The sequence below is a fragment of the Micromonospora sp. U21 genome, from assembly GCF_018070045.1.
Classification (GTDB): domain Bacteria; phylum Actinomycetota; class Actinomycetes; order Mycobacteriales; family Micromonosporaceae; genus Micromonospora.
On the sequence record NZ_JAGPYK010000005.1, the window covers coordinates 1 to 23,784 of the forward strand.

Below are 23,784 nucleotides of genomic sequence, written 5' to 3' on the forward strand. Positions count from 1 at the left end.
TGCGGGTGCTGTCGCGGGCGTGATGCCGGTTGGCGGCGGCGATGTTGGTGACGCCGGTCAGGCGTAGGGCGCCGATGGCGGCGTTGCGTAGGACGGCCATGACCTGCGGTCCGGTGCCGGTGCGGATCTGGCTGCGGTCTTCGTCGTAGGTGACGTCGCGAACCCAGTGGACCTTGTTCTCGATCGACCAGTGGTTGCGGATCCACGCCGCCAGTTGTGCCGGTTGCGCCTGGTGGACGCGGAGGTCGGTGATGGCGTAGACGGTCTCGGTGGTGAACCGTTTCGGCTGGTCCAGGCGCCGTCTGCGGCGGCGGATCTGGATGGCTTGGGCGGCGTTCGGGAAGTCGATACCGGTGGAGATCGTCAGGATCTTCAGGCTGCGGATCTCGCGGCGGCCGTGCCCACGGTCGCAGTCGCGGGTGGCGTCCGGGACTGCCCGCCAGGGCAGACCGGCGAGTTGGCTGTGCAAGCTGGGCTGGTTGCCTTTGACGGTCAGGATCCAGTGCCCGCCGCGTTGCGCGAGGTAGATGACGTGCTGACGCTGGCAATGCAGGGCGTCGGCGGTGATCACGGTGTCGCGCAGGTCGCTGATCTGGTCGAGCAGCGGCGCGAACCGGGTGATCTCGTTGGTCTTGCCGTCGACGTCGATGCTGCCCAGGACCACACCGGTGGCCTGGTCGCAGGCGGTCATCATGTGTCGGGCGGCGGTGCCGGGGGTGCGGGAGCCGCGCAGGGTCTTACCATCGACGGCGATCGCCCGACCGGTCGTCGAGGCAGCGGCGGTGGCCCGGCCGGTGAGCCAGACGCCGATCGCCGCCGTCAGCAACTGCGGGTCCACGGCCTGCAACAATCGACGGATCATCGCCTCCGACGGGCGCCGGTCGGGAGTCATGCCCAGAGCGAGAGCTGTCGCGGCCGGCACGTCGGCGACCCATTCGGCGATCGCGGCGTACGAGCGGTAGCCGGCGACCACGGCACACACCGCCGCGGTGACCACGACCGCCAGCCGGTGCCGGACACCTCGCCGGGCTCGTGGATCAGGCAGACCGGCGAGCGCTTCGGGCAGCCCACCAGCGGCTTCCGGCACGGTCAGAGCCGGTGCGCAGGACAAGGACGAGATCAGCGATGATGGCAGCGCGGGCATGACTCACTTCGAACGATCAGCATGGCGTAGAGAACCTTGATGATCTTCCGAACAGGTCATGCCCGTCTTGCTGCCACCAACAGCGGCGCTTCTACTCCAAGACCCACAAGTCAGACACCATCACGACTTTGCCGGGGCCCTGGGTGGCGGACGTCAACCAGGACCCGCCGACGCAGGCGACGTTGGGCAGTGCGAGCCAGTCGGGTGCGGTGGTCGCGGTGATGCCGCCGGTGGGGCAGAAGGTCAGGTGGGGGAGCGGCTGGGCGACCGACGCCAGGTAGGCGCGGCCGCCGCTCGCTGCCGCCGGGAAGAACTTGATCGTGGTGAGGCCGAGCTCGGCCAGTGTCATCATCTCGCTGACCGTGCCGGCACCGGGCAGGAAGGGCAGCCCGGAGTCGACCGCGGCCCGGGCGAGCCCCACGGTCGCGCCCGGGCTGACTAGGAACCGTGCGCCTGCCGCGACGGCCTCGTCCACCTGGTCGGCCGTGAGCACGGTGCCGGCGCCCACCACCATCTCGGGCACCTCGGCGGCCACCGCCCGCAGCGCGGGAAGGGAGGCCGGCGTCCGGAGGGTGATCTCCATGGTCCGGACGCCGCCGCGCAGCAGGGCCCGCGCCAGGGTTGCGGCGTCGTCGGCGCGATGCAGCACGACGACCGGGATGATCGGTCCGAGGCGGGCCAGTGCAGATGCGGTGAGGGACTCCGATTGCGTCATCGCGTCAAAAGACGATCGGCTGCGCAGCGATGCCGTTCTCGCGGCAGTGGTCCTCGTACCGCTTCAGCTTCGTCTCCGCCGTCTCTACGTACGCGACGTCGCCGCTCTCCGTCACGTACTCGATCGGTCCGTGGATGGCGAACAGGGTCAACATTGGCTCCTCGTCGGTCACGTCGGCGACCAGCGTGTGGACGTCGCCCGGCGGTTCGTAGACGTACGAGCCAAGCTCGGCCTGCCAGTCATGCTCCTCGTAGTGCCAACGGCCTTGGATGACCCAGCCCTCCACCTCCGAAAGGTGGCGGTGCCGGCTGACCACCCCGCTGCGGGCAACCTTGAGCAGGTTGACCCAACTTCCTGTGTGCGGGGAGATCCGCAGCGGCTTGAACCAGACGTTGGCGGAGCCCTGCGGGATCCAGGGCAGATCCGCTGCCCGGACCAGCGAGTCCGCGACGGGGTGAAGGTTTCCCATGACTCTCCTTGAGGTGCGATGGAATATGGCTGCCGGTACCTTGCAGGGCATGACGGGCGGTCCGGCCGATGCGGATCAGTCGTCGACGGTCGGGTCCGTCGGTTGGAAGGTTCCGGGCCGCTCAGTGCACGTGGTCGTGGCCGTGCGCGCGGCTGTGGCTGTCGCCGTGCACGTGGGTCTGGCCGTGGTGGCCGTGGTGGCCGTCCTCGCTGTGGCTGTGTCCGACGTTGAAGTCGACCACCCGGCTGCTCGCCGTGCCGATCACGGCCGCCTCGGTGGTGAGCAGCATCCCGGTCACCGAGGCGGCGTTGCGCAGGGCGCAGAGCGTCACGTTGACCGGGTCGGCGACGCCCTCGGCCAGCAGGTCGAGATACCTGCCGGTGCGTGCGTCGTACCCGACGTGCTCCGGCAGTTCGGCGACGTGCTCGGCGACCGCCGGCCCGTCCGCGCCGCCGTTCGCCGCGATCCATCGCAAAGGCTCGGCGAGCGCGCGCCGGACCATGCCCACCCCCGTTCGCTCATCGCCGCTGGCCGGCAGGTTGTCCAGTGCCGCCCGTGCCTTTACCAACGCGGTCCCGCCTCCGGCGACGACACCGCCGCGGGCTGCCGCGCGGGTGGCAGACACGGCCTCGTCCACCCGCTGCTTGCGTTCACGCCGCTCGACCTCGGTGTGCCCGCCGACGCGGAGCACGCAGACCCCGCCGGCCAGCCGGGCTATCCGCATGCGGTGCCGTTCTCGTTCCCAATCGGAGGTAGCTACGGCGAGTTCGGTGCGGATCTGGGCGATGTGCCGGTGCACTGCGGCCACGTCCCCGGCGCCGCCGATGATGGTGGTGTCCTCGCGGGTGACGACGATCCGGCGGGCTCGGCCGAGCACCTCCAAGCCGACCTGGTCGAGCCGCAGGCCGGCCTCCGGCGTGATCATTTCGCCGCCGGTCAGTGCCGCCACGTCCCGCAGGATCGACTTGCGGCTGTTGCCGAGCTCGGGCGCCTTGACTGCGACGCTGCGGAACGAGCCCTCCACGTTGTTGAGCAGCAGGGTGGCCAGGGCATCGTTGACCACATCGTCGGCGACCACGAGCAGGGACCGCCCGGTCGCCACTACCCGCTCCAGCAGCGGCAGGAACTCCGCCAGCGTGTCGATCCGGCCGTAGTACAGCAGGACGTAGGGGTCATCGAGGACCGCCGTCAACCGCTGCGGATTGGTGACCATGTACGGGCTCAGGTAGCCGGTGGGCAGCCGCAACCCGTCGAGAAGATCCAGCTCGGTGCTGGCCGCCTCCGACTCCTCGACGGTGACCACCCCGTCCGGCCCGGCCTTTTCGAGCGCGGTGGCGACCAACTCGCCGATCTCCCGGTCTTGAGCCGCGTTGGTTGCGACCGCGGCGAGGTCGGCGTATCCGGCCACGGGCCGGGCGCTGCGCCGCAGATGCCCGCTGGCCGAGTCCACCGCGGCGTCCATGCCGCGCCGGACGGCGACCGGGGAGGCGCCTGCGGCGATCGCCCGTAACCCGTGCCGGGTCATCGCCTGGGCGAGCACGATCGCGGTCGTGGTGCCGTCGCCGGCCTCGGTCTTCGTGGCGCCGGCGACCTCGCATGCCAGGCGCGCGCCCAGGTCGGCGTAAGGATCGCCGAGGGTGAGTTCCGCGGCGACGCTGGCGCCATCGGTGGTGATGCTCGGCGGTCCGCCCGGTCTGCCGAGCACGACGGTGCGGCCCCGGGGACCGAGCGTCACCTTGACGGCGTCGGCCAGCGCGTCGATGCCTGCTTGGAGGCGACGCCGGGCGGGCTCATCGAACAGGATCTCGGGCATTGGCGCGCGTCCTTCCGGCGGTGGGCGGTGGGAAGCGGAGCCGACGCACAGGCCGGCTCCCCTTACGAGGGCGGCGTCAGTTGGGGATCTGCGCCTTGAGGTACGCGGCCATCGATGTCAGCGAGGTGCGCGCTTCCGCATCCTCGATGCCCTGGGCGACGCCGGCGAACCGGTCGATCGCCGCCTCGCTCTGCTCGGCCAGCTGATCGGCCACCTTCAGGTTGGCCTGGAGGCGGGCGCGGTCGCTGAGCTTGACCGCGCCGGCAGCGTAGAAACGGTTCACTAGCGTCTCAGCGTCGTCGAGCACCGGCTTGCGACCGCGTTCCATGATCAGCGCGGCCTGGAGCATGGCGCGGGCGTACCCGGTGTCGTAGAGTTCGCCGCCGTGCCCGCCGCCACCCACACCGGCGTACTGGCCGCTGATCGAGCCGTTCTCCCGGTCGAAGTCGAGCGCCCGCGGGTGCTCGGCGAGGACGCCGCGGTCGTAGCCCTGCCGGACCAGCTCCCGCATGAAGGCGAACATGTCCGTCTCGCCGGTGTCGGGGAACACCTCCGCGTACCGCTCCCGCGGCTTGTCCACGGTCACGTTGCGGTAGTGGATGTGGTTCACCCGGTCCTTGGCGCCCACGTAGCGTAGGAAGTCGACCGCGTCGTGGCCCACCTCCGGCGTCACCCCAGCGTGCACGGTCAGCCCGTTGGCGGGGCTGTCGTACGTGTCGATGAGCCGCTTCCAGTCGGCGACCGAGGCCAGCACCTGCGGGTTGCCGCGGCTGATCACCGCAGGCGGGTCGTTGGGGTGCACGGCGAGCCGGACGCCGGCCGCCTCGGCAACGGGCATCACCCGGTCGAGGAAGTACTTGTAGTTGTCCCAGACCTGCTCGTAGGTCAGCAGCGGTGTGCCGGGCCGCGGCGGCAGGTCCTTCACGGGCACGCCGTCGACCTCACGGTGATAGTCGAACGCCGTGTAGCCGGCGCCTAGCCGATCCTCATTGTCGATCAGCTCGTAGTAGCCCTCAGTGAGGCGGTGGACGTAGAAATTGTATTCAACCACGCGAATGCCGGCCTGGCCGGCCGCGACCAGCGACTGCTTGATGTACTCGATCTGCTGGTCCCGGCCTTCCTGACCGCGCACGATGCTGTCTGTGATGCTGATCAGATAGGCGGTGATGTGCAGCCCGGCCGCCTCCATTCGCTGCCGATCGGCGATGAGGGTGGCCGCGGTCCAGGGCAGCGGTGGGGGATTGGTGATCAGGGCGCCCGTGACTCCGGCCTGCCGCCACCGACGCACGGTCGCCTGGGTCGGGTTGCGGGAGAACCACTGGCACAGCCGCGGCGTGTTCGTGCTCTCCTTCACCTGCTCGGGCCACTTCAGGTAGGGGTAGGGCATGCCACCCGGCCCGGTCGTTACGGTCTCCGCGGGTGCCGCCGCGGCGGCGGCCACGCCGCTACTGGCGACGGTCAGACCGGCAGCCGAGAGGGCGGCCAGTGATGCACCTTGCTTGAGGACGTCCCGGCGGGATTGCGCCATGATGCGGTACCTCTCGTTCGTCGGCTTAGGTGCCGGTGGGCGAAGGCGGAACGGAGCGATCATCTGGTGGCCCGAAACCATTTCTCCGGGCCGTCGAGGACCGCTTTCGGGACATAATCGAACGATGCCAAGGTGCGGACGATCGGGTGCAGAAATTAGTTCAACGCGTTCGGTGGTAACGGGTGCCTTCCGCGGGCCGCAGCATGTCGCCGTGTGCTATCCGGGGGTGGATCCCCCTTTTCCGCTGCCTCGGCCGGGGCCGAAGACGCCGCCACAACCTGCTGAGATGCCACCCGTTCCGCCGGTCGGGTCTCCTGCCACGGTTCCTCCCGGTGGCGGTCGAATGACCACTCTCGACAGACCGGACCGCCGTCGGCCGGGGCCGATCGATTCCTATAACAACGCAGTAACGATCAACCTGGGTTCGTGTTGGCAGACGCTAGCCTCGACCGTCGTCGCTTGTTAAGAACGAGTTACGGATGGAGTCATCCGCATCCTTGATTACTCGTCATCGGTGGTGGTCCTCGCCCTGACCTGCGGCGTGCGAACCGGAGCGGCGGCGTGCCTGCGAGGGGGTTCTACGTGCTCAGGACGGATACCCGGCTCGAGTGGTTCGTCTCGTTCCTCGGGGTCGTCGACACCGGCAGCTTCGTGGCCGCCGCCGAGGCGACTCACCGCTCCCAGCCGCGGGTAAGCATGCACGTGGCCGCGCTGGAGCGCGAGGTCGGCCTCCCCCTTTTCGACCGCCGCAAGCGGCCTGTCGAGCTGACCGGGGCCGGCGCGGTCCTCGCCATGCACGCCCGGGCGGTGCTGCGCGAGTTCGAAGCCGCCGAGGCGGCGATGGCGCCATGGCGCGGCGGCGCTCGCGGCCTGGTCACGCTCGGCTGCTACCCGAGCGCCAGCGCGGCATTCGTTCCGGCGCTGCTTCGCGATCTCTCTCGAACCAGCCCGGACGTTAAGGTGGTGCTGGTCGAGCGCGCGACGCTGGAACTCGACCACGCGCTGACCACCGGTGAGGTGGACATCTGCCTGCGGCCGATGTCGCCTCCACCCACTGCGCCGTCGATGGTGGGCCATCCACTGTGGCGCGAGCCGCTGGTCGTGCTGCACCCGCCGGACCACCAGCTCGCCGAGCTTCCTGAGCCGCTGACCATCGCTGCCGTGGCGACGCATCCGCTGATCTCCATCGGACGGCTCGACGACGCGCAGTCCGCGGAGTTCGAGGTCTACCGGCTCTTCCGCGAGCACAACTTGGAGCTCGAACCGGTGCAGGCGACCAACCAGCCGCAGACCCTCGTCGAGTTGATCCGTGCGGGACTCGGGGTGGGCGTGACCAACTGGCTGGCCGTGCACATCGCCGACACCGAGGGCGTGTGGATACGCCGGATCGAGGGCAACTGCGGGCGCCAGGTGGCCGCGTATCGCGACATGTCCCGACCGATGAACCCGGCCGCACGCAGTCTTCTTCAGCGCATCGTCCAGGCGCCGCGGCCGCCGGGCACACAGCCGCCCCAGTCCGGGGCGGAGACCGTTGCCGCGCCCGGGTGAGCAGGCGTCCCGCCGATCCGTTATGCGGATGGGACCATCCCGTTTCCGTTGTTAACGCCCCGCAACAACTCGCCTAGTGTCATCGGCACACATCCACCGGACGCGGTCGGAGGAGGGGAGGAGGGACGGTGCACACGTCGCACGAGCCAGCTCCGACCTTCACCCTCAACGGGCGGCAGGCGCTGGTGACCGGCGCCGCAACCGGCATCGGCCGAGCGATCGCGGTCGCCTACGCGGCGGCCGGCGCTGACCTGGTGCTGCTGTCGGAGCGGGACAATCTCGACGAGGTGGCGGCAGTGGTGCAGGCACTCGGTGCCAAGGCCGCCTGCGTACGATTCGACCTGGCCGACGCCGACGGTCGTACGGGCTTCGTCGAGGCACTCCTCGACGACCACGACATCGACGTCCTAGTCAACAACGCCGGACTGATCCGGCGCGCGCCGAGTGAGACCTTCGCCGACGACGACTGGTACGACGTCATCGAGGTCAACACCCACGCCGCCTTCCACTTGGCCCGCGCGGCCGGCCGGCGGATGCTCGAGCGCGGCGGCGGGAAAATCATAAACATCGCCTCGGTGCTCAGCTTCCAAGGTGGCATGTTCGTCCCGTCCTACGCCGCCAGCAAGCACGCCCTCGCCGGCCTCACCCGGGCGCTAGCCAATGAGTGGGCCGGACGCGGCGTCAACGTCAACGCCATCGCGCCCGGTTACGTCGAGACCGCAGTCACCGAGGACCTGCGCGACGACCGGCAGCGCCAGGCCCAGATCACCGCCCGCATCCCGGCCGGCCGATGGGCCACCCCGCGAGACATCGCCGGGCCGGCGATCTTTCTCGCCTCCGCGGCGGCCGACTACGTCCACGGGCACATCCTCGTCGTCGACGGTGGTTGGCTCTGCCGCTGACGCACGGTTTCTGTCGACAACCCAGAAAGGAGCGGGAACCGACGTGACTCCGGTACTCACGCAGGTAATCATCGAGGCGTACCGCGGCCTGGCCACCGCCTCCGTCGCCGACGCCGTCGAGAAGACCGGTGAGCGCGGCTATATGACCGGCGCCATCGGTCCGGTCCTGCCCGGCAAGCTGGTCGGCCCGGCGGTGACCGTGCTCGAGGAACCGTGCGGCACCGCGGAGCCGCCGACGCTCGCTCTGCGGGCCATCGACGAGTCGCCCGCTGGTAGCGTTCTGTGTATCGCCGCCGGTGCGGCGGACGTCGCGGTCTTCGGCGGGTTGATGGCCGCCGGCGCAGTAGTCAACGGAATGGCCGGCGCCGTCCTCGACGCCCGGGTTCGCGACATCGAGGAAATCCGTCGCGATTACCCCCAGCTTCCGATCTACGCCCGAGGCGGGGTCCCGTCAACCACGGTGGGCCGCTACCGCGCGGTTAGCCTGAACGAGCCGGTCGAGCTCGGCGGGGTGGTGGTGGCCCCGGGTGATCTCATCGTTGGTGACAGCGATGGCGTCGTCCGGGTGTCGGCGGCCCGGATCATCGAAACCTTGGAGATCGCGCAGCTCATCGAGAAAGCCGAGCGGGAGCAGACTCAGCTGATCCACGAGTCGAAGTCGCTGCTCACCGGCCTCGCCAAGCATAACCGGGTCTGACCGCGATGGACATCCTGGCCATCGGTGAGCCGCTGCTGGAGTTCAGCGTCACCGACGAGCAGTCGTTGGACGCGGCGGAGAGCTTTGCGGTCGGTTACGGCGGGGACACTTCCAACTTCCTCGTATCGGCTAGCCGCTGCGGCGCCGCCGCCGGCTACGTCAGCCGAATCGGCGACGACCACTTCGGCACGGCACTGCTAGGGCTCTGGCAGCGCGAGGGGGTGCGGACCGATCATGTCGTCCGCGAGCCCGGCGGCCGCACCGGCATCTACTTCATCTCCCGCCACGCCGCGCACAGCTCTTTCACTTACTACCGTGCAGGCTCCCCGGCGAGCCGACTGAGCCCGGCAGATGTACCGGAGACGGCAATCGCCACGGCCCGAGCGATGCACGTTTCAGGAATCACTCAGGCGATCAGCGCGTCGGCCTGTGATGCGGGGTTCCACGCCATGAAGGTGGCTCGGCGACACAACACGCTGGTCAGCTACGACCCGAACTACCGGCCCGCCCTCTGGCCACTGGACCGGGCCCGCGCGATCGTCGCGCGCAGCATCGAGCTCAGCGACGTCGCCCTGCCCAACCTTGAGGAGGGGCGCGCCCTGACCGACCTAGACGATCCCAGGGCGATTCTCGCCTGGTTTGCCGCACTCGGGCCCCGGACCGTAGTTCTGAAGATGGGTGACCAGGGGGCGCTGCTGTGGGACGACGGCCGGACCAGTGAGATACCACCGCACTCGGTGGTCCCGGTGGACAGTACCGGTGCCGGAGACGCGTTCGACGGGGCGTTCGTCACCCGGTTGGTCCAGGGGGCCACACCGGCCGACGCCGCCCGGTACGCCGCGGTCGCCGGCGCCCTGACCACGCAGGGCCACGGAGCCGTTCATCCGATCCCCCGGGACGCGGCAATTCGCTCGGCCCTGGCGAAGGACCCGATTCTGAAGCATTAGCGGAGGCGATATCGATGTCCATTGCGAAAGGTTTGCGGCTGGCCGCCGCTACCACGGCTGCGGCCCTGCTGACCGCCGCCTGTGGCGGTGGCTCCACGGTCGACGACGACAATGGCGCCGGCGGCGACGGAGCGGCGCTGGCCAAGGTACGCGCCGGCTACGTATCCGCCATCGACCAGATCGGCCTTCCGGTGGGCCTCGAGGGCGGCTACTTCGAGGAGGAGGGCCTCGACGTCGAGCTCGCACAGCCGTTCCCGACCGGCGTCGACGCGCTCAACGCACTGCAGGCCGGCACCATCGACATCATCCAGGTCGGCACGCCACTCATCGCCGCCGCGCAAAAGGGCATCGACCTGGTGCTGCTTGGCAACTACACCGGCTCGTCGACCCAGCGCAGCATCGACGAGACGATGGCGGTGGTGGCTGCTCCCAACGCCGACATTGACGGCGCCAACCTCACCACGCTGCGCGGCAAGCGGATCGGCGTGTCCGTCGCCTCCATCAACCATCTCTACCTGCTGGGCCTGCTCGAATCCGCCGGCCTGTCGGCCAACGAGGTGAAGATCGTCAACACCGCGCCGCCGGACATGGGCGTGGCCCTGCAAACCGGCGGCATCGACGCGGCGATCATCTGGGACCCGTGGCCGATCGTGGTCACCGAGCAGGTCCAGGGCGCCCGAGAGGTGCTGCGCGGCGGCGGGCACATCCCGTTCGTCGGCTACATCGCCACCACTCGGCAGTTCGCCGACCAGAACCCCGAGCTGATCAAGAAGTTCCTCACCGCCCGGGTGACGGTCGACCAGTGGATGCGCAAGAACCCCGATCAGGCCGGCGAGTCGGCGACCCGATGGCTGCCCGGCACCAAGCCGGAGGTGGCGAAGAAGGCAATGCAGTACAACACCAAGCAGCTGGACCCGCGGCTCAGCGCGTGTAACTACCTCGCCCTCGACACGATCAGCGCCCTGCTCGCCGAGCAGAAGGTGGTGCAGCCCGGCTTCGATGTGAGCCGGTACTTCGAGCCGGAGCCGATCCTCGGCGTCATGTCCGCCGAGCCGGCGCTCTTCGACGACCTGGCCCCCGTGCCGGCCACTGCGGCGATCGGCCCCAGCTTCACCTTCAGTCGGGACGAGGCGGTGAAGGCTTGTCCATGACCCTCACCCGGACAGCCCGCCGAGGCCCGCGGAGACGAACATCCTCTCCGGCTGGCAGGGGCACCCGGGCGCGCCTCGTATCCGCGTTCTGGTTCGTGCTGCCCTTCGCCCTGCTCCTGATGGTCTGGGCGGTCGTGGTCGCGGCGACGGACACGCCGATGCGGATCTTCCCGCAGGTAAGCGACGTGGGGGCCGCCATCCGGGACATGTGGGCCAGCGGCGACCTCTTGCGGCACCTTGGTGCCAGCCTGCGGCGGGTCGGGGTCGGCGCCCTGCTCGCCGTGGCGACGGCCCTGCCGTTCGGCATCGCGCTCGGCGCTAGCCCCCGACTCGCGGCGTTCTTCACGCCACTGCTGCGCTTCTCGGTCGCCCTGGCCGGCATCGCGTGGATCCCGATCGCGACGCTCTGGCTCGGCTACACAGACAAAGCGGTGATCTTCATCGTGTGGAACGCGATGTTCTTCGCGCTCACCTACAACGCGCTGCTCGGCGTCCAGCAAATTCCGATCGAACTGATCCGCGCGGCGCGGTCGATGGGTACCGGCCGGCTACGGATGTTCTGGGAGATCCTGCTGCCAGGGGCGCTGCCCAGCGTGGTGACCGGGCTGCGGATCGGCCTCGGCTACGGCTGGCGCGGCCTGGTCGCTGCCGAGATCATCGCCAGCAGCGCGGGCCTTGGGTACGCGCTGTTCCTGGCGCAGAAGAGCTTCGACACCGACGTGGTCATCGCCTCCATGGCGATCATCGGCGTGCTCTGGCTGCTGATGGACCGGTTGGTCCTGGCGCCGCTGGAGCGGCGCACGGTTGAGCGGTGGGGCATGAAGATGGCGGTGAGCTGAGATGGCGGACGCAGTCGGAAACCGGGACCGCGCCGGTCGGGGCGGCGCCCTCCCACGGCGAGCCGCGAAGCGCGGCCGCAACCGTCGGATCACCGCCTGGCGGCACCGGATCACCCGTAACGGCCTGGTCCGGACGCTAGGCCCCTTCGTGCCGATCATGTTCCTCTGGTGGCTCGCCGCAGAGCTGGAGCTCTTCCCGGGAGCGTTCTTCGTCGGCCCGGACGCCGTGCTGGCCGAGTTCCTCGACCTAGTTCGCAAGGGCGTGTTGCCGGGCTATCTCTCGGACTCGCTCACCCGGCTCGCCTACGGGGTGGGCTTCGGGCTGCTCATCGGCCTACCGCTGGGCTTCCTGGTGGCGATCTCGGCCTGGGCCCGGCGGCTGACCTGGCCGCTGCTGCTCTTCTTCCAGGCCATCGCCGACATCGCCTGGCTGCCCATCGTGATCGTCTGGTTCGGCTTCAGCCTGACCGCGGTCACCTTCGTCATCGTCTACACCATCGTCTTCCCGCTAATCCTCGCCGTCGTCGCGGGTGTCGAGCAGGTGCCCCAGGAACTGCTCCGGGCCGCGCGCAGCCTCGGCGCCGGCCGGTTCCGAGTCTTCGTGGAGGTCATCGTGCCAGGGGCGCTCCCGTCGGTGGCCGGCGGCATCCGGACGGGTCTCGGCTACGGCTGGCGGGCCCTGATCGCCGCCGAGATCATCGTCGGCACCAGCGGTATCGGCTTCATGATGTTCGACGCGCGCCGGGTCGGCGACGTCTCGGAGGTGTTCCTCGGCATGATCGTTCTCGGCGTCCTGTGGTACGCGATGGACGCCCTCATCCTGGCCCCGTTCGAGCGGGCCACCGTGGAGCGTTGGGGAATGGTGCGACAAGTGGAGGCAGCGAAGTGACCGCGCTTGAGATCAGTGAGCTCGCCAAGGACTACGTCGACAGCTACACCGGTGACCAGGTCACGGCGATCGGCAACGTCTCCTTCACCGTCGAGGAGGGCGAGTTCGTCTCGATCCTCGGCCCCAGCGGTTGCGGGAAGACCACGGTGCTGAACATCATCGCGGGCTTCGTGGAGCAGACCTCGGGCGTGGTAAAGGTCGGCGGGCGAGTGGTAGACGGCCCGGGCCCGGACCGCGGCGTGGTGTTTCAAAGCCACGCCCTCTTTCCATGGAAGACGGTGCTGGGCAACGCGGTCTTCGGGCTGCGCATGAAGGGCGTGCCAGCCGCGCAGCGCCGGGCCACCGCGTTGGAGTACCTCAACCTGGTCGGGCTGGCGGGCTTCGAGAACAAATACCCGCATGAGCTCTCCGGCGGTATGCAGCAGCGCCTCGGGGTTGCCCGGGTGCTGGCCAACGAACCGGCCGTCATGCTGATGGACGAACCGTTCGCGAGCATCGACGCTCAGACCCGGCGCAAGCTCCAGGACGACCTCACCCGGGTGTTCGAGCTGCGCCGGCCCACCGTCTTCTTCGTGACCCACGACATCGACGAGGCGGTGTTCCTCTCCGATCGGGTGATCGTGCTGTCGCGGCGACCGAGCCGGGTCCGGGAGATCGTGACTGTTGACCTGCCCCGGCCCCGACAGTGGCAGGCGACCACCGAACTCCCCGGGTTCCGCCGCATCGCTAACCACATCACTGAGCTGCTGTCGGAGGGAGGGGAAAGTGAAGGGTCTGAGCTCGCTGCTGCGTAGGGCCTGGCGGACGCCCACCGCCCGGCGGATGGCCATCGTCTTGCTCCTGGTGGTCGGCTATCAGGCCTGGTTGGGGATACAAGCAGCGGGCAAGGTCGCCTCGGGCGTCGGCGACCAGCGCGACGTCCGCGGCCGGTTCGCGGTCAACGTCGAGCTCGACTTCGCCCCGGAGCGCTACCACATCCTCGAGCTGCAGAAGCACGGCCGGATCGCCGGCACCGACGGCAACACCGTGCGGCTGCGCTCGGTGTCAAAGGCCGGCGTCAACGCGCTGGCACGGGAGTACTGGATCGAACGGATCGCGCCCGGTCGCTGACCCGTAGGCCGCAGCCGGGCGCCCGGAACCACGTGGTCAGTTTTCAGGCGGAGCCGACAGAGGGACGAAAAGCTAATTTGGAACGTGCCTTGATCTGCACTCTCCGTCCTCGTCACAGGGCGCCTGATCGGGTGGGGTGACAACCTGCAGTGCCCGGACGGCTGGTCGTGCCGTCGTTGACCCGCAGGTCGGGCACGCATCCGGCACTGACCTCCTCGTCCCGAACGGTCTCGCCGCCCACCCGGGAGCACCTCGGCAATGTCAGGGAAACTCCCGATGCGATCCCCGACCTATAAGTAGCTCGGCTACATGTAGGTTGCCTCAGTAAGGCAGCCCACTTCATCGGAGGATCACGTGACCAAATCCAGCCATTGGCGGCGTACCACCGTCGCCGTCAGCGTCGCCGTCACCGCCGCCGTCGCCCTTCTCGGCAGCGTGCCGTCTGCAGCTTCGCCGTCCGCGTCCGCCGATCAGGCCCAAGCGTCCGCAACACATCAGGCTGACCTGACCGCCCTGCGCCACCTGCGGGAGAAGCAGGAGGATGCCTGGGCCCGGGGCGATGGCTCCGCCTACGCCGCGATCCACACGGCCGACGCCGATGTCGTCACGTTCAACGGCGACCACCTGCGCACCCGGCACGGTATCGCCACCGGAATGCAGCACTACTTCGACGAATTCCTGCAAGGCACCCGGATCATGACGCTGACTGAACAGACCCGCTTTTCCGAGCCCGACATCGCGATCATCGTGCGTACGGGCTGCGTCCTCTGGCCCGGCGAGTCCACCTGCTCGGCGGAGGCGCTTTCCATCAACACCAACATCGCTCTGAAGCGCCACGGCAAGTGGCTGTACACGTCCTTCCAGAACACCCGGATCCGGCCGCTGTCATAGCCGAGCGAACTCGGCTCGGCAAGCCAGACTCCCGGTCCGGGCCGGAAGTTCATTCGGCCGGGGCCAGGACGGCCCGTGCCACCTGACCCCGTAGCTCGGATGCTGCTGTTGTCCGTTTTCCGACCCAGGCTCCCGATCCTCCCCCCGATACGCCCGGAACCGTGAGCGACGGCGGGTAATGGCTGGACTCGGCGGGACCAAACAAGATCGGCCCCCGACCGCATCTCTGCTGGTCAGGGGCCGTTCTCGCACCTGGTGGCGGGTCCAGGATTCGAACCTGGGTAGCTTTCGCGACGGATTTGCAGTCCGCTGCCCGTAGGCCTGGACCCCTCGTCGAACGAAGTCGCGTTGGCGTCTCGTAGGTCGTCGTCGCTGTGGACGATGCCCAGCAGCTGGCCTTCCGGGTTGGTGACAATCGTGTAGGTCAGGTGGTGGTCGTGCATGTCGGATTCGACGTCGGCCAGGGCCTCGTGAGGGCGCAGCGTCAAAGGCCCCAGTTCCATCACTTCATGGGCTGCGGTGTCGGAGTCGGCAGCGAGGTCGGCGTGCCGAAGACGACCGAGCAGGGTGCGATCGGCGGTAAGGACGAGGGCAAACCCGTATGGAGAGGCGTCAACTCGGGCGCGGATGGTGGTAATGGTCTCGTTAGGCATGGCTGTGGGCACGTCGTGGCGCAGGCGGCTGCCGGCGGTGGGTGCGTCGGCCCGGGCGCCCTCGGTTGGCAGATTGTGCGCGAGCCAGTCGACCTTGCCGGCTGCATAGTCGTAGACATCGGTGAACCCGAGGGCTTCGAGCCGGCACGCGGCTCGTGGGCTCATGTCTCAAAGGCCGTCCCAGCAGTAGACGACCACCGGGCGGACGCGGTCCAGGGCCGCGGTCGTCGTGGGGTTGAGGGTTTTGAGCGGAATATTGACCGCGCCGGGTAGGTGCTGGTCGGCGTACTCGGCGGTGGGCAGCACCTCAACGAGCTGGGCGCCGGTGTCCAGAAGCGAGCGCAGCCGCGGCAGGTCGACCCAGGCGACCATCAGCCGGCCCTCCCACCGGGTGGCTGGCGCTGCAGCGCGGCGAGGATCCAGGCGTCCGGAGGTGTGCCACGCAGCCCGCCGCCGGTGGGGTAGACCCGGCACACGAGTCCGTACGTGTCGCGGGGCGCCGCCGTGGGATCGACATCGACGCCGTTGACGCGAATGGTGGGCGAGCCGAGAAACCGCTCCGCCTTCGCCTCAGCATCCGAGTCGATACGCCGCACGGTGATGGGCAACTCGACGCCCGCCTCGGGGAGCAGGGCACGCACGTGTCCTTCCAGACCTTCATGGTTGGGACAGCCGTCGAAGTACAGGATCTCGATCACGAAACTATCGTCCGGCCTCGCCCGCATGTGCGACCACACCGCCTGCCGGCGCGTGGCGAGGGCCGCCGCGATCCCCTCCCAGCTCGACAAGGTCGAGGGCAAGCCCAGCACGTGGGCGATCTCCGACCAGCTACGCCCGGCCTGGCGGGCTGCGCGCACGGACTCGCCGAATGCCTTGTCTACAGCGACCGTGGTACGGCAGGTAACCGTCAGCTCTGCCAGAGGATCGCGATTCCACATACCGATCTTGCTCAGCCGTACCCGGTCGCCTCTGCCGCGAAGCCGTAACGCTGGCGAACCCACGTTGACGCACCTCCCTCGTTGCTTCGATGCCTATCTTCCAACATCGACCCCGGGTTAAGAGCCTGCCGAGAGAATGTGAATTGTGAGGGTGCGACGGAGGCAAAGCTGGTACGGGAAATGCCCTCATTGCGGACACGATCGGCGGGAACTTGAGCCGCCAGAGCCATGTAGCGAGTGCCAGTACGAGATCGAGCACCAGTAGCTGGTGCCCCCATCGCCGCATGCACCGCAATCGCCGCAATCGCCCCACCACCCCGAGCAGCCAAGTGAGCAGCCAAACCGACGAGCATCAGCGGACGACCACGGACCCGGACATACCGTCTGGCATGAGGACCAGGCGGGAGACCAGCACCCCGGCACCGACTCGTAATGCGTCGATCAGCGACCGACGCGGATGCGGTCGGCGGGGTACAGCTCGCGGGAGCCGTCTGCGCGGAAGACGACCAGGACCGGGACGCCTTCGCCGATATCCAGCTCACGACGCTCAGCAGGGGTGGGCATCCGGGCCGAGGCGGTGTCTCCCTTGCGTAGGGTCACCGTTTCGGTCGGCTCCATGCTGCGGACGAACGTGCCGCGCGGAGGTTCGACGATCACGAGCCCTTCCGACCGGAGTAGCGAGATGGCCTGCCGGACGCTGGTCCGGCTCAGCCCATACTCCTGAGCCAGCCGCAGCTCGCTCGGCAGCGACGCGCCGGGCGCGAGGTCGCCGGACGTGATCCGGTCACGCAGCAGGTCGGCGAGCTGCCGGAACACTGCCCGATCCGCGCTGGGGTCGATCACGAATGTGACGCTACGTGTCCAACGGTTCTACAGGTGATTGTATCTACCGAACTAAGTATGTACGGTTGCTCGCGGGTGCGGCGTGCCGTGGGTGCAGGTGAACAGCAGCATGCCGTACCCCTCGGCCTCGACCACGTCGGCCGCGCCCTGGAGCACCTCCCCCATCCAGGGCCAGGTCAGGGCGGGCACCAGCATGCCGACCACCCGGGTACGCCCGCGGGCCAGGCCGACCGCGCGGGCGCTCGGCACGTACCCGAGGGCGTTGATGACCGCGCGGACCCGGTCGGCGGTGCGGACGTGCACCTCGCCCTTGCCGTTGAGCACCCGGGAGACCGTCGTCTTGCTCACCCCCGCGCGGGTGGCGACATCGGCGATGGTGATCGGCACGTCACGCTCCCGGGTCGAAGGGGTAAGGCGTTGTTTCGGAACCGGTTCCGTCGCAGTCAACCGAAGTGGCGGCGGTCGCGTCAATAACGGACGGGTAAGGAAACATGGCTAAGTTCGATACCTGAAAAAAGTGCCTCTGGATAGCGCGGCCGATCCAGGGTGTGGCCAGCGTCGATGCGAGGAAACCGGGTCGTCCGGGGGCGTGCCGGCGCCTACCGTGATCCGATCACCGAACCGGCCGGCCTGGACCGGCTCGCCGCCTTCGCCGTGCCTGACGTCCGCCAGGCGGGTCAGGCGGGCCGGGCGCGGGCGTAGACGTCGCCCGAGTTGGCCTCGTGGGGCAGCGCCCGCAGGTACGCCGCCACCTCGCCCGCCGGCCGCCAGCCATCAAGGGCGAACGCCATCTCGTCGCCGAGCGCCACGGTGAACGTGGTGAAGCCCAGCCGGGTGAGCCGGTCCAGGCAGTGCGCGGCCAGGTCCCGTTCGATGGTGGTGAACTCGAAGGACAGCGCCGGCAGGGGTCGGCTCAACCCGGCCAGCACGGCGTCCTCGAACCCCTCCACGTCGATCTTTAGGGGGCGGTGTTCGTTGTAGTGCCGCTCGTAGTGGCCAGGACGTGCCGGGCGTGGGCCTCGTTCATGATGAGCACATGGTTCAGGGCCTCGCGCCGGATGCTGCCGATGCCCCGCTCGCAGTGGGCGTTCATCCGAGGGGCCTGCGGTGCGCACTTGAGGATCTCCATCTCCTCGGCGTCGAAGACGGCGTCGAAGGACTGGCCGTACTTGCCGTCGCGGTCGCGCAGCAGGAAGCGCAGGGACTCCATGCGCGTGCCGAGGTCGGCGGCCAGGTTCCGGGCCTGTTGTACCGCCCACTCACGGGTGGGGTGGGCGGTGACGCCGTGCAGGCGCCGGGTGCCGTGTTCGAGGAACGCCAGCGCGTACAGGCGCCTGCCGAGGGCGGTGTCGATATGCAGGAAGTCGACGGCGATGATGCCCTGGGCCTAGTCGGTGAGGAACTGGCGCCAGGTCGGGCCGGTACGGCGTGGGGCTGGGTCGATGCCCGCCGTGTGGAGGATCTCCCAGACCGTGGAGGCGGCGATGGGTGACCGAGTCGGGCCAGCTCGCCTTGGATCCGCCTGTGCCCCCATTTCGCGTTGTCTTGAGCGAGCTGCAGGATCAGCTTCTTGAGTGCTGCCTTGGTTTGCGGGCGTCCGGTGCGGGCGCGCCGGGCGCTGTAGTCCCACTTGGCGGCGATGAATCTGCGGTGCCAGGCCAGCAGGGTCCCGGGCATGACAGGGAAGACCTCGCGCCAGCGGCAGCGGGGTATCAGGCCGGAGAGGGCAGCCAGCCAGAACCGGTCTGCGGGCTCGTAGCGGACTGAGCCGGCGATCTGACGGCGCAGCACCGCGTTCTCATGCCGGAGTACAAGCAACTCGGCGTCCTTGGCCGTGTCGCGGCGCAGCAGCACTCCGGGGAAGGACAGCAGCCGGCGGGCCGCCGTGTAGAGCATTGAGATGATCACGCGGACATGGTTCCAGCCGAGATCTCTTTACCATCCCGACCTGCGGCGATGACCTTACGAGCCCCACAGGGCCTGTGGAGGCGCAGTTGCTGAACCACGTGCACTTCCTGGCGTTCCGGGCGCCCTTCGTACGCGTGTACGCCGTCGGAATGCCGGAGATCCAGGGACGTTTCGTCCGTTTCCGCCACGTACGCCAGCGGGTCGGTGCCACGATGCCGGCAGGGCGTGCCGGCGATGGCCGCCCCCAGCATCGCCCAGCCAGCACCGGTGCCGGCTGACGGCGGTCGGGCCCGCCCGCCGGCATCCCGCCCAGAGCCGCCCCACGAGCAGAGGAAGTAAACCTAAGCCATGACGGATATTCCACCGGGAGCACCCGCCTGGGTCGACCTGTTCACCACCGACCTCGCTGGCGCGGCGAGCTTCTACGCGCCCCTGTTCGGCTGGGCCGTCGCCGAGGCAGACCGGCAACCCCCGGCTGACGGTCACCTCGTCTTCCATCAGCAGGGCAAACCGGTGGCCGGCGCCGGGCTGGGGACGGGCCCGCAACGGCCGCCCGCCTGGATGCCCTACCTGGCGACCGACGACGCCGACGGGACCGGCCAGCGGGTGACCGCCGCCGGCGGCCGGATCCTGACCGAGCCGTCCGACGTCCCCGGCTCCCGGCGGACGGCGCTCTTCGCCGACCCGGCCGGGGCACCGTTCGGGGTGTGGCAGTCGCTCGGCATGCCGGGGGCCGAGGTGTTCGACGTACCCGGCTCGCTGACCTGGGCCGAGCTGACCACGCGGGAGTCGGGCCGGGCTAAGGAGTTCTACGGCTCGGTGTTCGGCTGGACGGCGGACGACCAACCGATGGGCCCGATCACCTACACCACCTGGCAGCTGGATGGCAGCCCCGTCGCCGGGATGATGCCCATGATCGGCGAAGACTGGGGTGACCTCCCGTCCCACTGGATGGTCTACTTCGCGGTCACCGACACCGACAGGGTCGTCGCCGAGTCGCTAGGGATGGGCGCGACCCTCGCCGTCCAGCCGACCGACCTCACGCGGGGCCGGTTCGCCGTGCTCACCGATCCGCAGGGGGCGTTCTTCTCGATCCTCGGGACCACTCCGCCCTGACCGGGCGCGGCTCCGGCCGCACCGGCACCACCAGCGGCCCGTGCTCGCCGTCCACCACCCGCACGCTGGCCCGGTAGTGCTCGGCGAGCAGCTTCTCGGTGAGTACCTCCCGGGTAGGCCCGCGGCGACCACCCGGCCGTCGGCGAGCAGCACCATCCGGTCGGCGTACCCGCCGGCGATGGAGAGGTCGGAGGCTCGTGCTCCAGCGGTGCTGCTGGGTGCAGGAAGCCCTCGCGAACGACACCCTCGACCTGGAACCGCTACGGGATACACTCGACAATCTGCGCGCATCGATGTCGACCTGGCAGCTGTGGTGCGTACGCCGGCACGGACGCCTCGTCGCGGCGGGCCGAGCCGGGGCACACGGGCGGGCGTCGCTGATCGGCCGCCTCATGGTGGCTCCCGACCAGGCCAGGAATGGCATCGGTTCCTGACTGCTCTCGTACGTCGAAGAGCAGGCCCCCGAGGAGACCACGCACTGCCAACTGGTTCACCGGCCACCGCAGCGCACGCAACATCGAGCTGTACGAGCGCGCGGGCCATGCCCTCACCGCCACCGTCGGCGCCCCGGACGGCAGCGTCTACCTCACCAAGGAGAAATTGCCGATACTTGTGGATGAGAAATCTTGACTTGACTGCGGTGAGGACACCCGTAGGCCGCCCTCCAGCACTGACCGCTGTGTCCCTTCGACTGGCCTCACGACCGTGGGATGGGTAGTTCACGAAGCGGATCGCCGCCGTCGATGAAGAGCCGGGCGTCTGCCGTGGTCGCCATGGCGATACGCTGCAGTACCCGCTGACCGACCTGGGGATATCGCCCGTCGAGAGCGCCGACGCAGACAGCGAACACTACGTCGTACGGTTCTTCGTGAGCCTGCGGGACGAACTCTTCGGCAGCGACATGGCGGACAGTCATGCGGCCAGATGCGACTTCCTCTACAGAAGCGGCTTCTGCTTGGGCGATGGCGGTGGCCGATCGGTCGATTGCCAGGACGTGGCCAGTGGTGAGTCGAGCCGCGATCGCTCGTGCGGCTGACCCGGGCCCGCATCCGATTTCGAGGACGCGGGAGTGCGGCTGGAGGGGAAGCGCGTTCACGATCGCGGCGAGGCGGGGCGAAAGACTTGCCGGCATGAGCGGAAGGATAAGTGAGGGGGTTCTGTTGCGTTGCCCGTGTCGAGGGATCGAGGCAGGCTTGACCGGTGCTGCGGTCGAGTCGTCATCGTCTCTGGTCGCCGCCGAAGTCGGCGTTCACCGGGTTCCGGTTCCCCGCAGAGGTGATCGTCGTCGCGGTCCGCTGGTACCTGCGCTACAACCTCTTCTACCGGGACGTGGAGGAGGTCCTGGCTGAGCGCGGTGTCGAGATTGACCACGTCACCGTGTTCCGGTGGGTGCAACGGTTCACCCCGCTGTTGGCCGACGCCGCCCGGTTCGCTCGCTACGCCCGGGTGATCGGTGGTTCGTTGACGAGACCTACGTCAAGGTCAACGGGGTTGGCGGTACGTGTACCGGGCGGTCGACCAGTACGGGCAGGTCATCGACGTGCTCGTCACGGCCCGCCGGGACGCTGGCGCCGCCCGGCGGTTCTTCCGACGCGCGCTGTCGTTGAAAGTGACACCGAGCATGATCGTCACCGACCGCGCCGGTCTACCCTGCCGTGCTCGACGAGCTGATCCCGTCCGCGTGGCACCACGTCGAGCAGTACGCCAACAATCCGATCGAAGCCGATCACAGCCAGCTCAAACACCGGTTGAGACCGATGCGCGGGCTACGAACCGACACGACAACACAAGTGATCATCGGCGGCCACGCGCTCATGCAGAACCTGAGCCGCGGACACTACGAACTCGCCATCGACACCCCGCCCGCTCTGCGAGTCGCAGCGGCGGTTGCCGAACTCGCCCAAGCGATCTGACCGCCCACCCGGCACGGGCTTAACGCGTCTTCCGATCCCACAACGCAACGGCGCCCCCGAGGGGTCAGGCCGAAAGTGGTGATCGCCATGGCCGTGAAGACGGGTTGCGTGCCAGGGCGAAGGGGCAGCCGGTGACAGAGGTCGTGCGTCGGCGGGGTCGACACCATGCGCCACGACGCGCCCGTGGAGGCCATCACCCTAGCGCCATCGAAGGCGCCTGCCGCTTGCGCGGTTGGCCGCTGGCCCCTCCGGTGAACGGCGTCGGCAACCCCTGCGACTAGGCGTGGGATGCGGTGATCAAATAGGGGCGAATGCGCCGATCTGCTATCGGTCTTCTCGCGAACGGCTGAACCCGGTATCACCTGAAAGGTTGAGTTAGTCGATCATCAGGCGGCGCTTGGCTTGCTGCGTCGTTCCTGCCTTGCCCTGCGGTGGGCCCAGGAAATGACCGGTTCGCCCGGTCGGCGAGGGTTCGCCCCGTGGCCGCCGGCGCGGCCCTGAGGCTCCCGTTGCCGAGGGGCAAAGTGTGGCCATCACCACATGATCGCCGTGTGTAACTGCGGCAGCCCCTGCTTAGCCTCGTCCAATGCGTAACGACGGCAACCTCGATGACCACCACGGCCTCGGCGGAGCGGCTGACCGTTCGGACGATGTCACCTCCACCAATTGGGCAGTCAGCGGATTCAAGTACCGACTCTCCGACGCCCTGTCCCGGCTTGCTGGCCTCGCCGGTCTCGATAACCAGGCCGCCGACCGGCGGCGCCGGAACCGAATGGCGATCATCAGCGGTGCGGCCTGCTGCCTCGGCCTGATCGGCTTCACCCTGATTCCCGCGAACCCCGCCGGCCAGTCACCGACCCCCGACCAGCGTGCCGAGATCGCCCAGCGGGCGGAAGCCGACGCCGCCTCCCGCGGAATGGCCCGCGAGTCCGTCGCCCCGGTCACCGAAAGCCCCGCCCCCTCAGGCTCCCCGTCGCCGACGGCCGAGCCCACCCCCTCGACCAAGCCCACCCGCTCGGCCAAGGCGACCGCGAAGCCCAGGCCGAAGCCGAAGCGGATCACCCCGGTCGCCGGGCTGGATCAGGCCCAGATGGACAACGCGACGGCGATCGTCCGCGCCGGGCAGAAGATGGACGTCCCCCGCCGGGCCCTCGTCATCGCGGTGGCCACGGCGATGCAGGAGAGCAACCTGTACAACTACGCCAGCGGCGTGCTGCCGGAGTCGCAAAACTACCCGCACCAGGCCATCGGCTGGGACCACGACTCCGTCGGGCTGTTCCAGCAACGGCCCAGCACCGGCTGGGGCGCTGTTCCGGACTTGATGAAGCCCGAGTACTCCACCCATCAGTTCCTCACCGCCCTGTTGGAGGTCCCCGGCTGGCAGGACCTTCCGCTGACCGTCGCCGCGCAGACTGTGCAGGTGTCGGCGTTTGGGTGGCTGTACGCCCAGCACGAGTGGCGGGCCACCGAGGTCGTGGACGCCGTCGTCTCCTGACGGCCGCCTCCGAGCGGCTCCCCGCAGTGCCGCTCGGGGGCGCCGCTTTGGCGAAAGGTGCCTGGACTGTCGATAGGGACCGTCGAGGCAACCTCAGTCCCGGTAGCCGAGGGTGGCCATCATGCCGGCCTCGGCGTGGTAGGCGTTGTGGCAGTGGGCCATCCAGCGGCCCGGGTTATCAGCGTCGAAGTCGACGGTGACCGTCCGGCCGGGGACGACGATGACGGCCACCGCCGGTCTGCCGCTGACAAAGCGCGGCGTCCGCGAGCGCGCTC

General features: G+C 68.9%; 25 protein-coding genes and 4 pseudogenes. 14 read left to right on the forward strand and 15 right to left on the reverse strand.

Annotated features, from left to right (window positions below):
• The 5 genes from KBX63_RS08100 to KBX63_RS08120 all read right to left on the reverse strand — a co-directional run.
• The coding region (locus tag KBX63_RS08100) for an ISAs1 family transposase (RefSeq protein ID WP_210910217.1) at positions 1–1,087 on the reverse strand (1,087 nt) is incomplete at its 3' end.
• A gap of 148 nt (positions 1,088–1,235) precedes the next feature.
• Positions 1,236–1,859 (reverse strand): bifunctional 4-hydroxy-2-oxoglutarate aldolase/2-dehydro-3-deoxy-phosphogluconate aldolase, encoded by a 624-nt coding sequence (gene eda, locus KBX63_RS08105; protein WP_210910219.1) that lies wholly within the window; start codon positions 1,857–1,859, stop codon positions 1,236–1,238.
• A gap of 4 nt (positions 1,860–1,863) precedes the next feature.
• Positions 1,864–2,328 (reverse strand): 2,4'-dihydroxyacetophenone dioxygenase family protein, encoded by a 465-nt coding sequence (locus tag KBX63_RS08110; RefSeq protein WP_210910222.1) that lies wholly within the window; start codon positions 2,326–2,328, stop codon positions 1,864–1,866.
• A gap of 121 nt (positions 2,329–2,449) precedes the next feature.
• Positions 2,450–4,141 (reverse strand): chaperonin GroEL, encoded by a 1,692-nt coding sequence (groL, locus tag KBX63_RS08115; protein ID WP_210910224.1) that lies wholly within the window; start codon positions 4,139–4,141, stop codon positions 2,450–2,452.
• Positions 4,142–4,217: 76 nt separating this feature from the next.
• The gene (locus tag KBX63_RS08120) at positions 4,218–5,669 is read right to left on the reverse strand and encodes a mannonate dehydratase (RefSeq protein WP_210910225.1); all 1,452 of its coding nucleotides are present in this window, start codon (positions 5,667–5,669) and stop codon (positions 4,218–4,220) included.
• A gap of 582 nt (positions 5,670–6,251) precedes the next feature.
• Here KBX63_RS08120 and KBX63_RS08125 point away from each other — a divergent pair.
• The 10 genes from KBX63_RS08125 (at position 6,252) to KBX63_RS08170 (ending at position 14,643) form a co-directional block, all read left to right on the forward strand.
• Positions 6,252–7,217 carry a LysR family transcriptional regulator gene (locus tag KBX63_RS08125; protein WP_210910227.1) on the forward strand — a complete coding sequence of 322 codons (966 nt, stop codon included), beginning with the start codon at positions 6,252–6,254 and terminating at the stop codon, positions 7,215–7,217.
• Positions 7,218–7,345: 128 nt separating this feature from the next.
• Positions 7,346–8,119 (forward strand): SDR family oxidoreductase, encoded by a 774-nt coding sequence (locus KBX63_RS08130; RefSeq protein ID WP_210910229.1) that lies wholly within the window; start codon positions 7,346–7,348, stop codon positions 8,117–8,119.
• Between the two features lie 43 nt (positions 8,120–8,162).
• A complete protein-coding gene (locus KBX63_RS08135) occupies positions 8,163–8,816 on the forward strand; it encodes an RraA family protein (RefSeq protein WP_210910231.1) in 654 nt (217 codons plus the stop codon).
• Between the two features lie 5 nt (positions 8,817–8,821).
• Complete coding sequence (locus KBX63_RS08140; RefSeq protein WP_210910238.1) at positions 8,822–9,763, forward strand: sugar kinase; 942 nt, start codon at positions 8,822–8,824, stop codon at positions 9,761–9,763.
• A gap of 14 nt (positions 9,764–9,777) precedes the next feature.
• Positions 9,778–10,914 carry an ABC transporter substrate-binding protein gene (locus KBX63_RS08145; RefSeq protein ID WP_210910240.1) on the forward strand — a complete coding sequence of 379 codons (1,137 nt, stop codon included), beginning with the start codon at positions 9,778–9,780 and terminating at the stop codon, positions 10,912–10,914.
• Between the two features lie 95 nt (positions 10,915–11,009).
• Positions 11,010–11,753 (forward strand): ABC transporter permease, encoded by a 744-nt coding sequence (locus KBX63_RS08150; protein WP_210910242.1) that lies wholly within the window; start codon positions 11,010–11,012, stop codon positions 11,751–11,753.
• A 1-nt stretch (position 11,754) separates the two neighbouring features.
• Positions 11,755–12,642: an ABC transporter permease gene (locus KBX63_RS08155; RefSeq protein WP_210910244.1), complete on the forward strand. Its 888-nt coding sequence runs from the start codon at positions 11,755–11,757 to the stop codon at positions 12,640–12,642.
• A complete protein-coding gene (locus tag KBX63_RS08160) occupies positions 12,639–13,436 on the forward strand; it encodes an ABC transporter ATP-binding protein (protein WP_210910246.1) in 798 nt (265 codons plus the stop codon). The genes KBX63_RS08155 and KBX63_RS08160 overlap by 4 nt, the downstream gene beginning before the upstream one ends.
• On the forward strand, positions 13,408–13,752 hold the full coding sequence (locus tag KBX63_RS08165) for a hypothetical protein (RefSeq protein ID WP_210910248.1): 345 nt from the start codon (positions 13,408–13,410) through the stop codon (positions 13,750–13,752). Before KBX63_RS08160 ends, KBX63_RS08165 begins: the two co-directional genes overlap by 29 nt.
• Before the next feature lie 354 nt (positions 13,753–14,106).
• Positions 14,107–14,643, forward strand: coding sequence for an SgcJ/EcaC family oxidoreductase (locus KBX63_RS08170; protein WP_210910255.1), 537 nt, complete (start codon positions 14,107–14,109; stop codon positions 14,641–14,643).
• 233 nt (positions 14,644–14,876) lie between these two features.
• Here KBX63_RS08170 and KBX63_RS08175 read toward each other — a convergent pair whose 3' ends face one another.
• From KBX63_RS08175 to KBX63_RS08205, 7 genes and pseudogenes are all read right to left on the reverse strand, one after another.
• Positions 14,877–15,461: a CBS domain-containing protein gene (locus KBX63_RS08175; protein WP_210910257.1), complete on the reverse strand. Its 585-nt coding sequence runs from the start codon at positions 15,459–15,461 to the stop codon at positions 14,877–14,879.
• 3 nt (positions 15,462–15,464) lie between these two features.
• Positions 15,465–15,668 carry a rhodanese-like domain-containing protein gene (locus KBX63_RS08180; protein ID WP_210910265.1) on the reverse strand — a complete coding sequence of 68 codons (204 nt, stop codon included), beginning with the start codon at positions 15,666–15,668 and terminating at the stop codon, positions 15,465–15,467.
• On the reverse strand, positions 15,668–16,297 hold the full coding sequence (locus KBX63_RS08185; RefSeq protein ID WP_210910266.1) for a hypothetical protein: 630 nt from the start codon (positions 16,295–16,297) through the stop codon (positions 15,668–15,670). The genes KBX63_RS08180 and KBX63_RS08185 overlap by 1 nt, the downstream gene beginning before the upstream one ends.
• A gap of 378 nt (positions 16,298–16,675) precedes the next feature.
• Entirely contained in the window at positions 16,676–17,077 is a 402-nt protein-coding gene (locus KBX63_RS08190) for a GntR family transcriptional regulator (protein ID WP_210910268.1), read from the reverse strand.
• An 84-nt stretch (positions 17,078–17,161) separates the two neighbouring features.
• Positions 17,162–17,464, reverse strand: a pseudogene (locus KBX63_RS08195) (LacI family DNA-binding transcriptional regulator); the annotation flags it as partial.
• Positions 17,465–17,754: 290 nt separating this feature from the next.
• Positions 17,755–18,027, reverse strand: a complete 273-nt coding sequence (locus tag KBX63_RS08200; RefSeq protein ID WP_247661954.1) for a hypothetical protein — start codon at positions 18,025–18,027, stop codon at positions 17,755–17,757.
• An 8-nt stretch (positions 18,028–18,035) separates the two neighbouring features.
• Complete coding sequence (locus KBX63_RS08205; RefSeq protein WP_210910647.1) at positions 18,036–18,287, reverse strand: hypothetical protein; 252 nt, start codon at positions 18,285–18,287, stop codon at positions 18,036–18,038.
• A 1,046-nt stretch (positions 18,288–19,333) separates the two neighbouring features.
• Here KBX63_RS08205 and KBX63_RS08210 point away from each other — a divergent pair.
• Positions 19,334–20,101 (forward strand): VOC family protein, encoded by a 768-nt coding sequence (locus KBX63_RS08210; RefSeq protein ID WP_210910270.1) that lies wholly within the window; start codon positions 19,334–19,336, stop codon positions 20,099–20,101.
• Here KBX63_RS08210 and KBX63_RS08215 read toward each other — a convergent pair.
• Positions 20,049–20,296: pseudogene (locus tag KBX63_RS08215) on the reverse strand (hypothetical protein); the annotation flags it as partial. The gene KBX63_RS08210 and the pseudogene KBX63_RS08215 overlap by 53 nt on opposite strands.
• A gap of 23 nt (positions 20,297–20,319) precedes the next feature.
• Here KBX63_RS08215 and KBX63_RS08220 point away from each other — a divergent pair.
• Entirely contained in the window at positions 20,320–20,535 is a 216-nt protein-coding gene (locus KBX63_RS08220; protein ID WP_210910648.1) for a hypothetical protein, read from the forward strand.
• Positions 20,536–20,798: 263 nt separating this feature from the next.
• On the opposite strand, the gene KBX63_RS08225 is transcribed toward KBX63_RS08220, so the two are convergent.
• Positions 20,799–21,233: a cyclopropane-fatty-acyl-phospholipid synthase family protein gene (locus tag KBX63_RS08225; protein WP_210910272.1), complete on the reverse strand. Its 435-nt coding sequence runs from the start codon at positions 21,231–21,233 to the stop codon at positions 20,799–20,801.
• A gap of 71 nt (positions 21,234–21,304) precedes the next feature.
• On the opposite strand from KBX63_RS08225, the pseudogene KBX63_RS08230 reads away from it, so the two are divergent.
• Positions 21,305–22,014 (forward strand): annotated as a pseudogene (locus tag KBX63_RS08230) (IS6 family transposase).
• A 586-nt stretch (positions 22,015–22,600) separates the two neighbouring features.
• Positions 22,601–23,509, forward strand: coding sequence for a peptidase M23 (locus KBX63_RS08235; RefSeq protein ID WP_210910274.1), 909 nt, complete (start codon positions 22,601–22,603; stop codon positions 23,507–23,509).
• 93 nt (positions 23,510–23,602) lie between these two features.
• Here the strand turns inward: KBX63_RS08235 and KBX63_RS08240 are convergent.
• Positions 23,603–23,734, reverse strand: a pseudogene (locus tag KBX63_RS08240) (multicopper oxidase domain-containing protein); the annotation flags it as partial.
• Between the last annotated feature and the right edge of the window lie 50 nt (positions 23,735–23,784).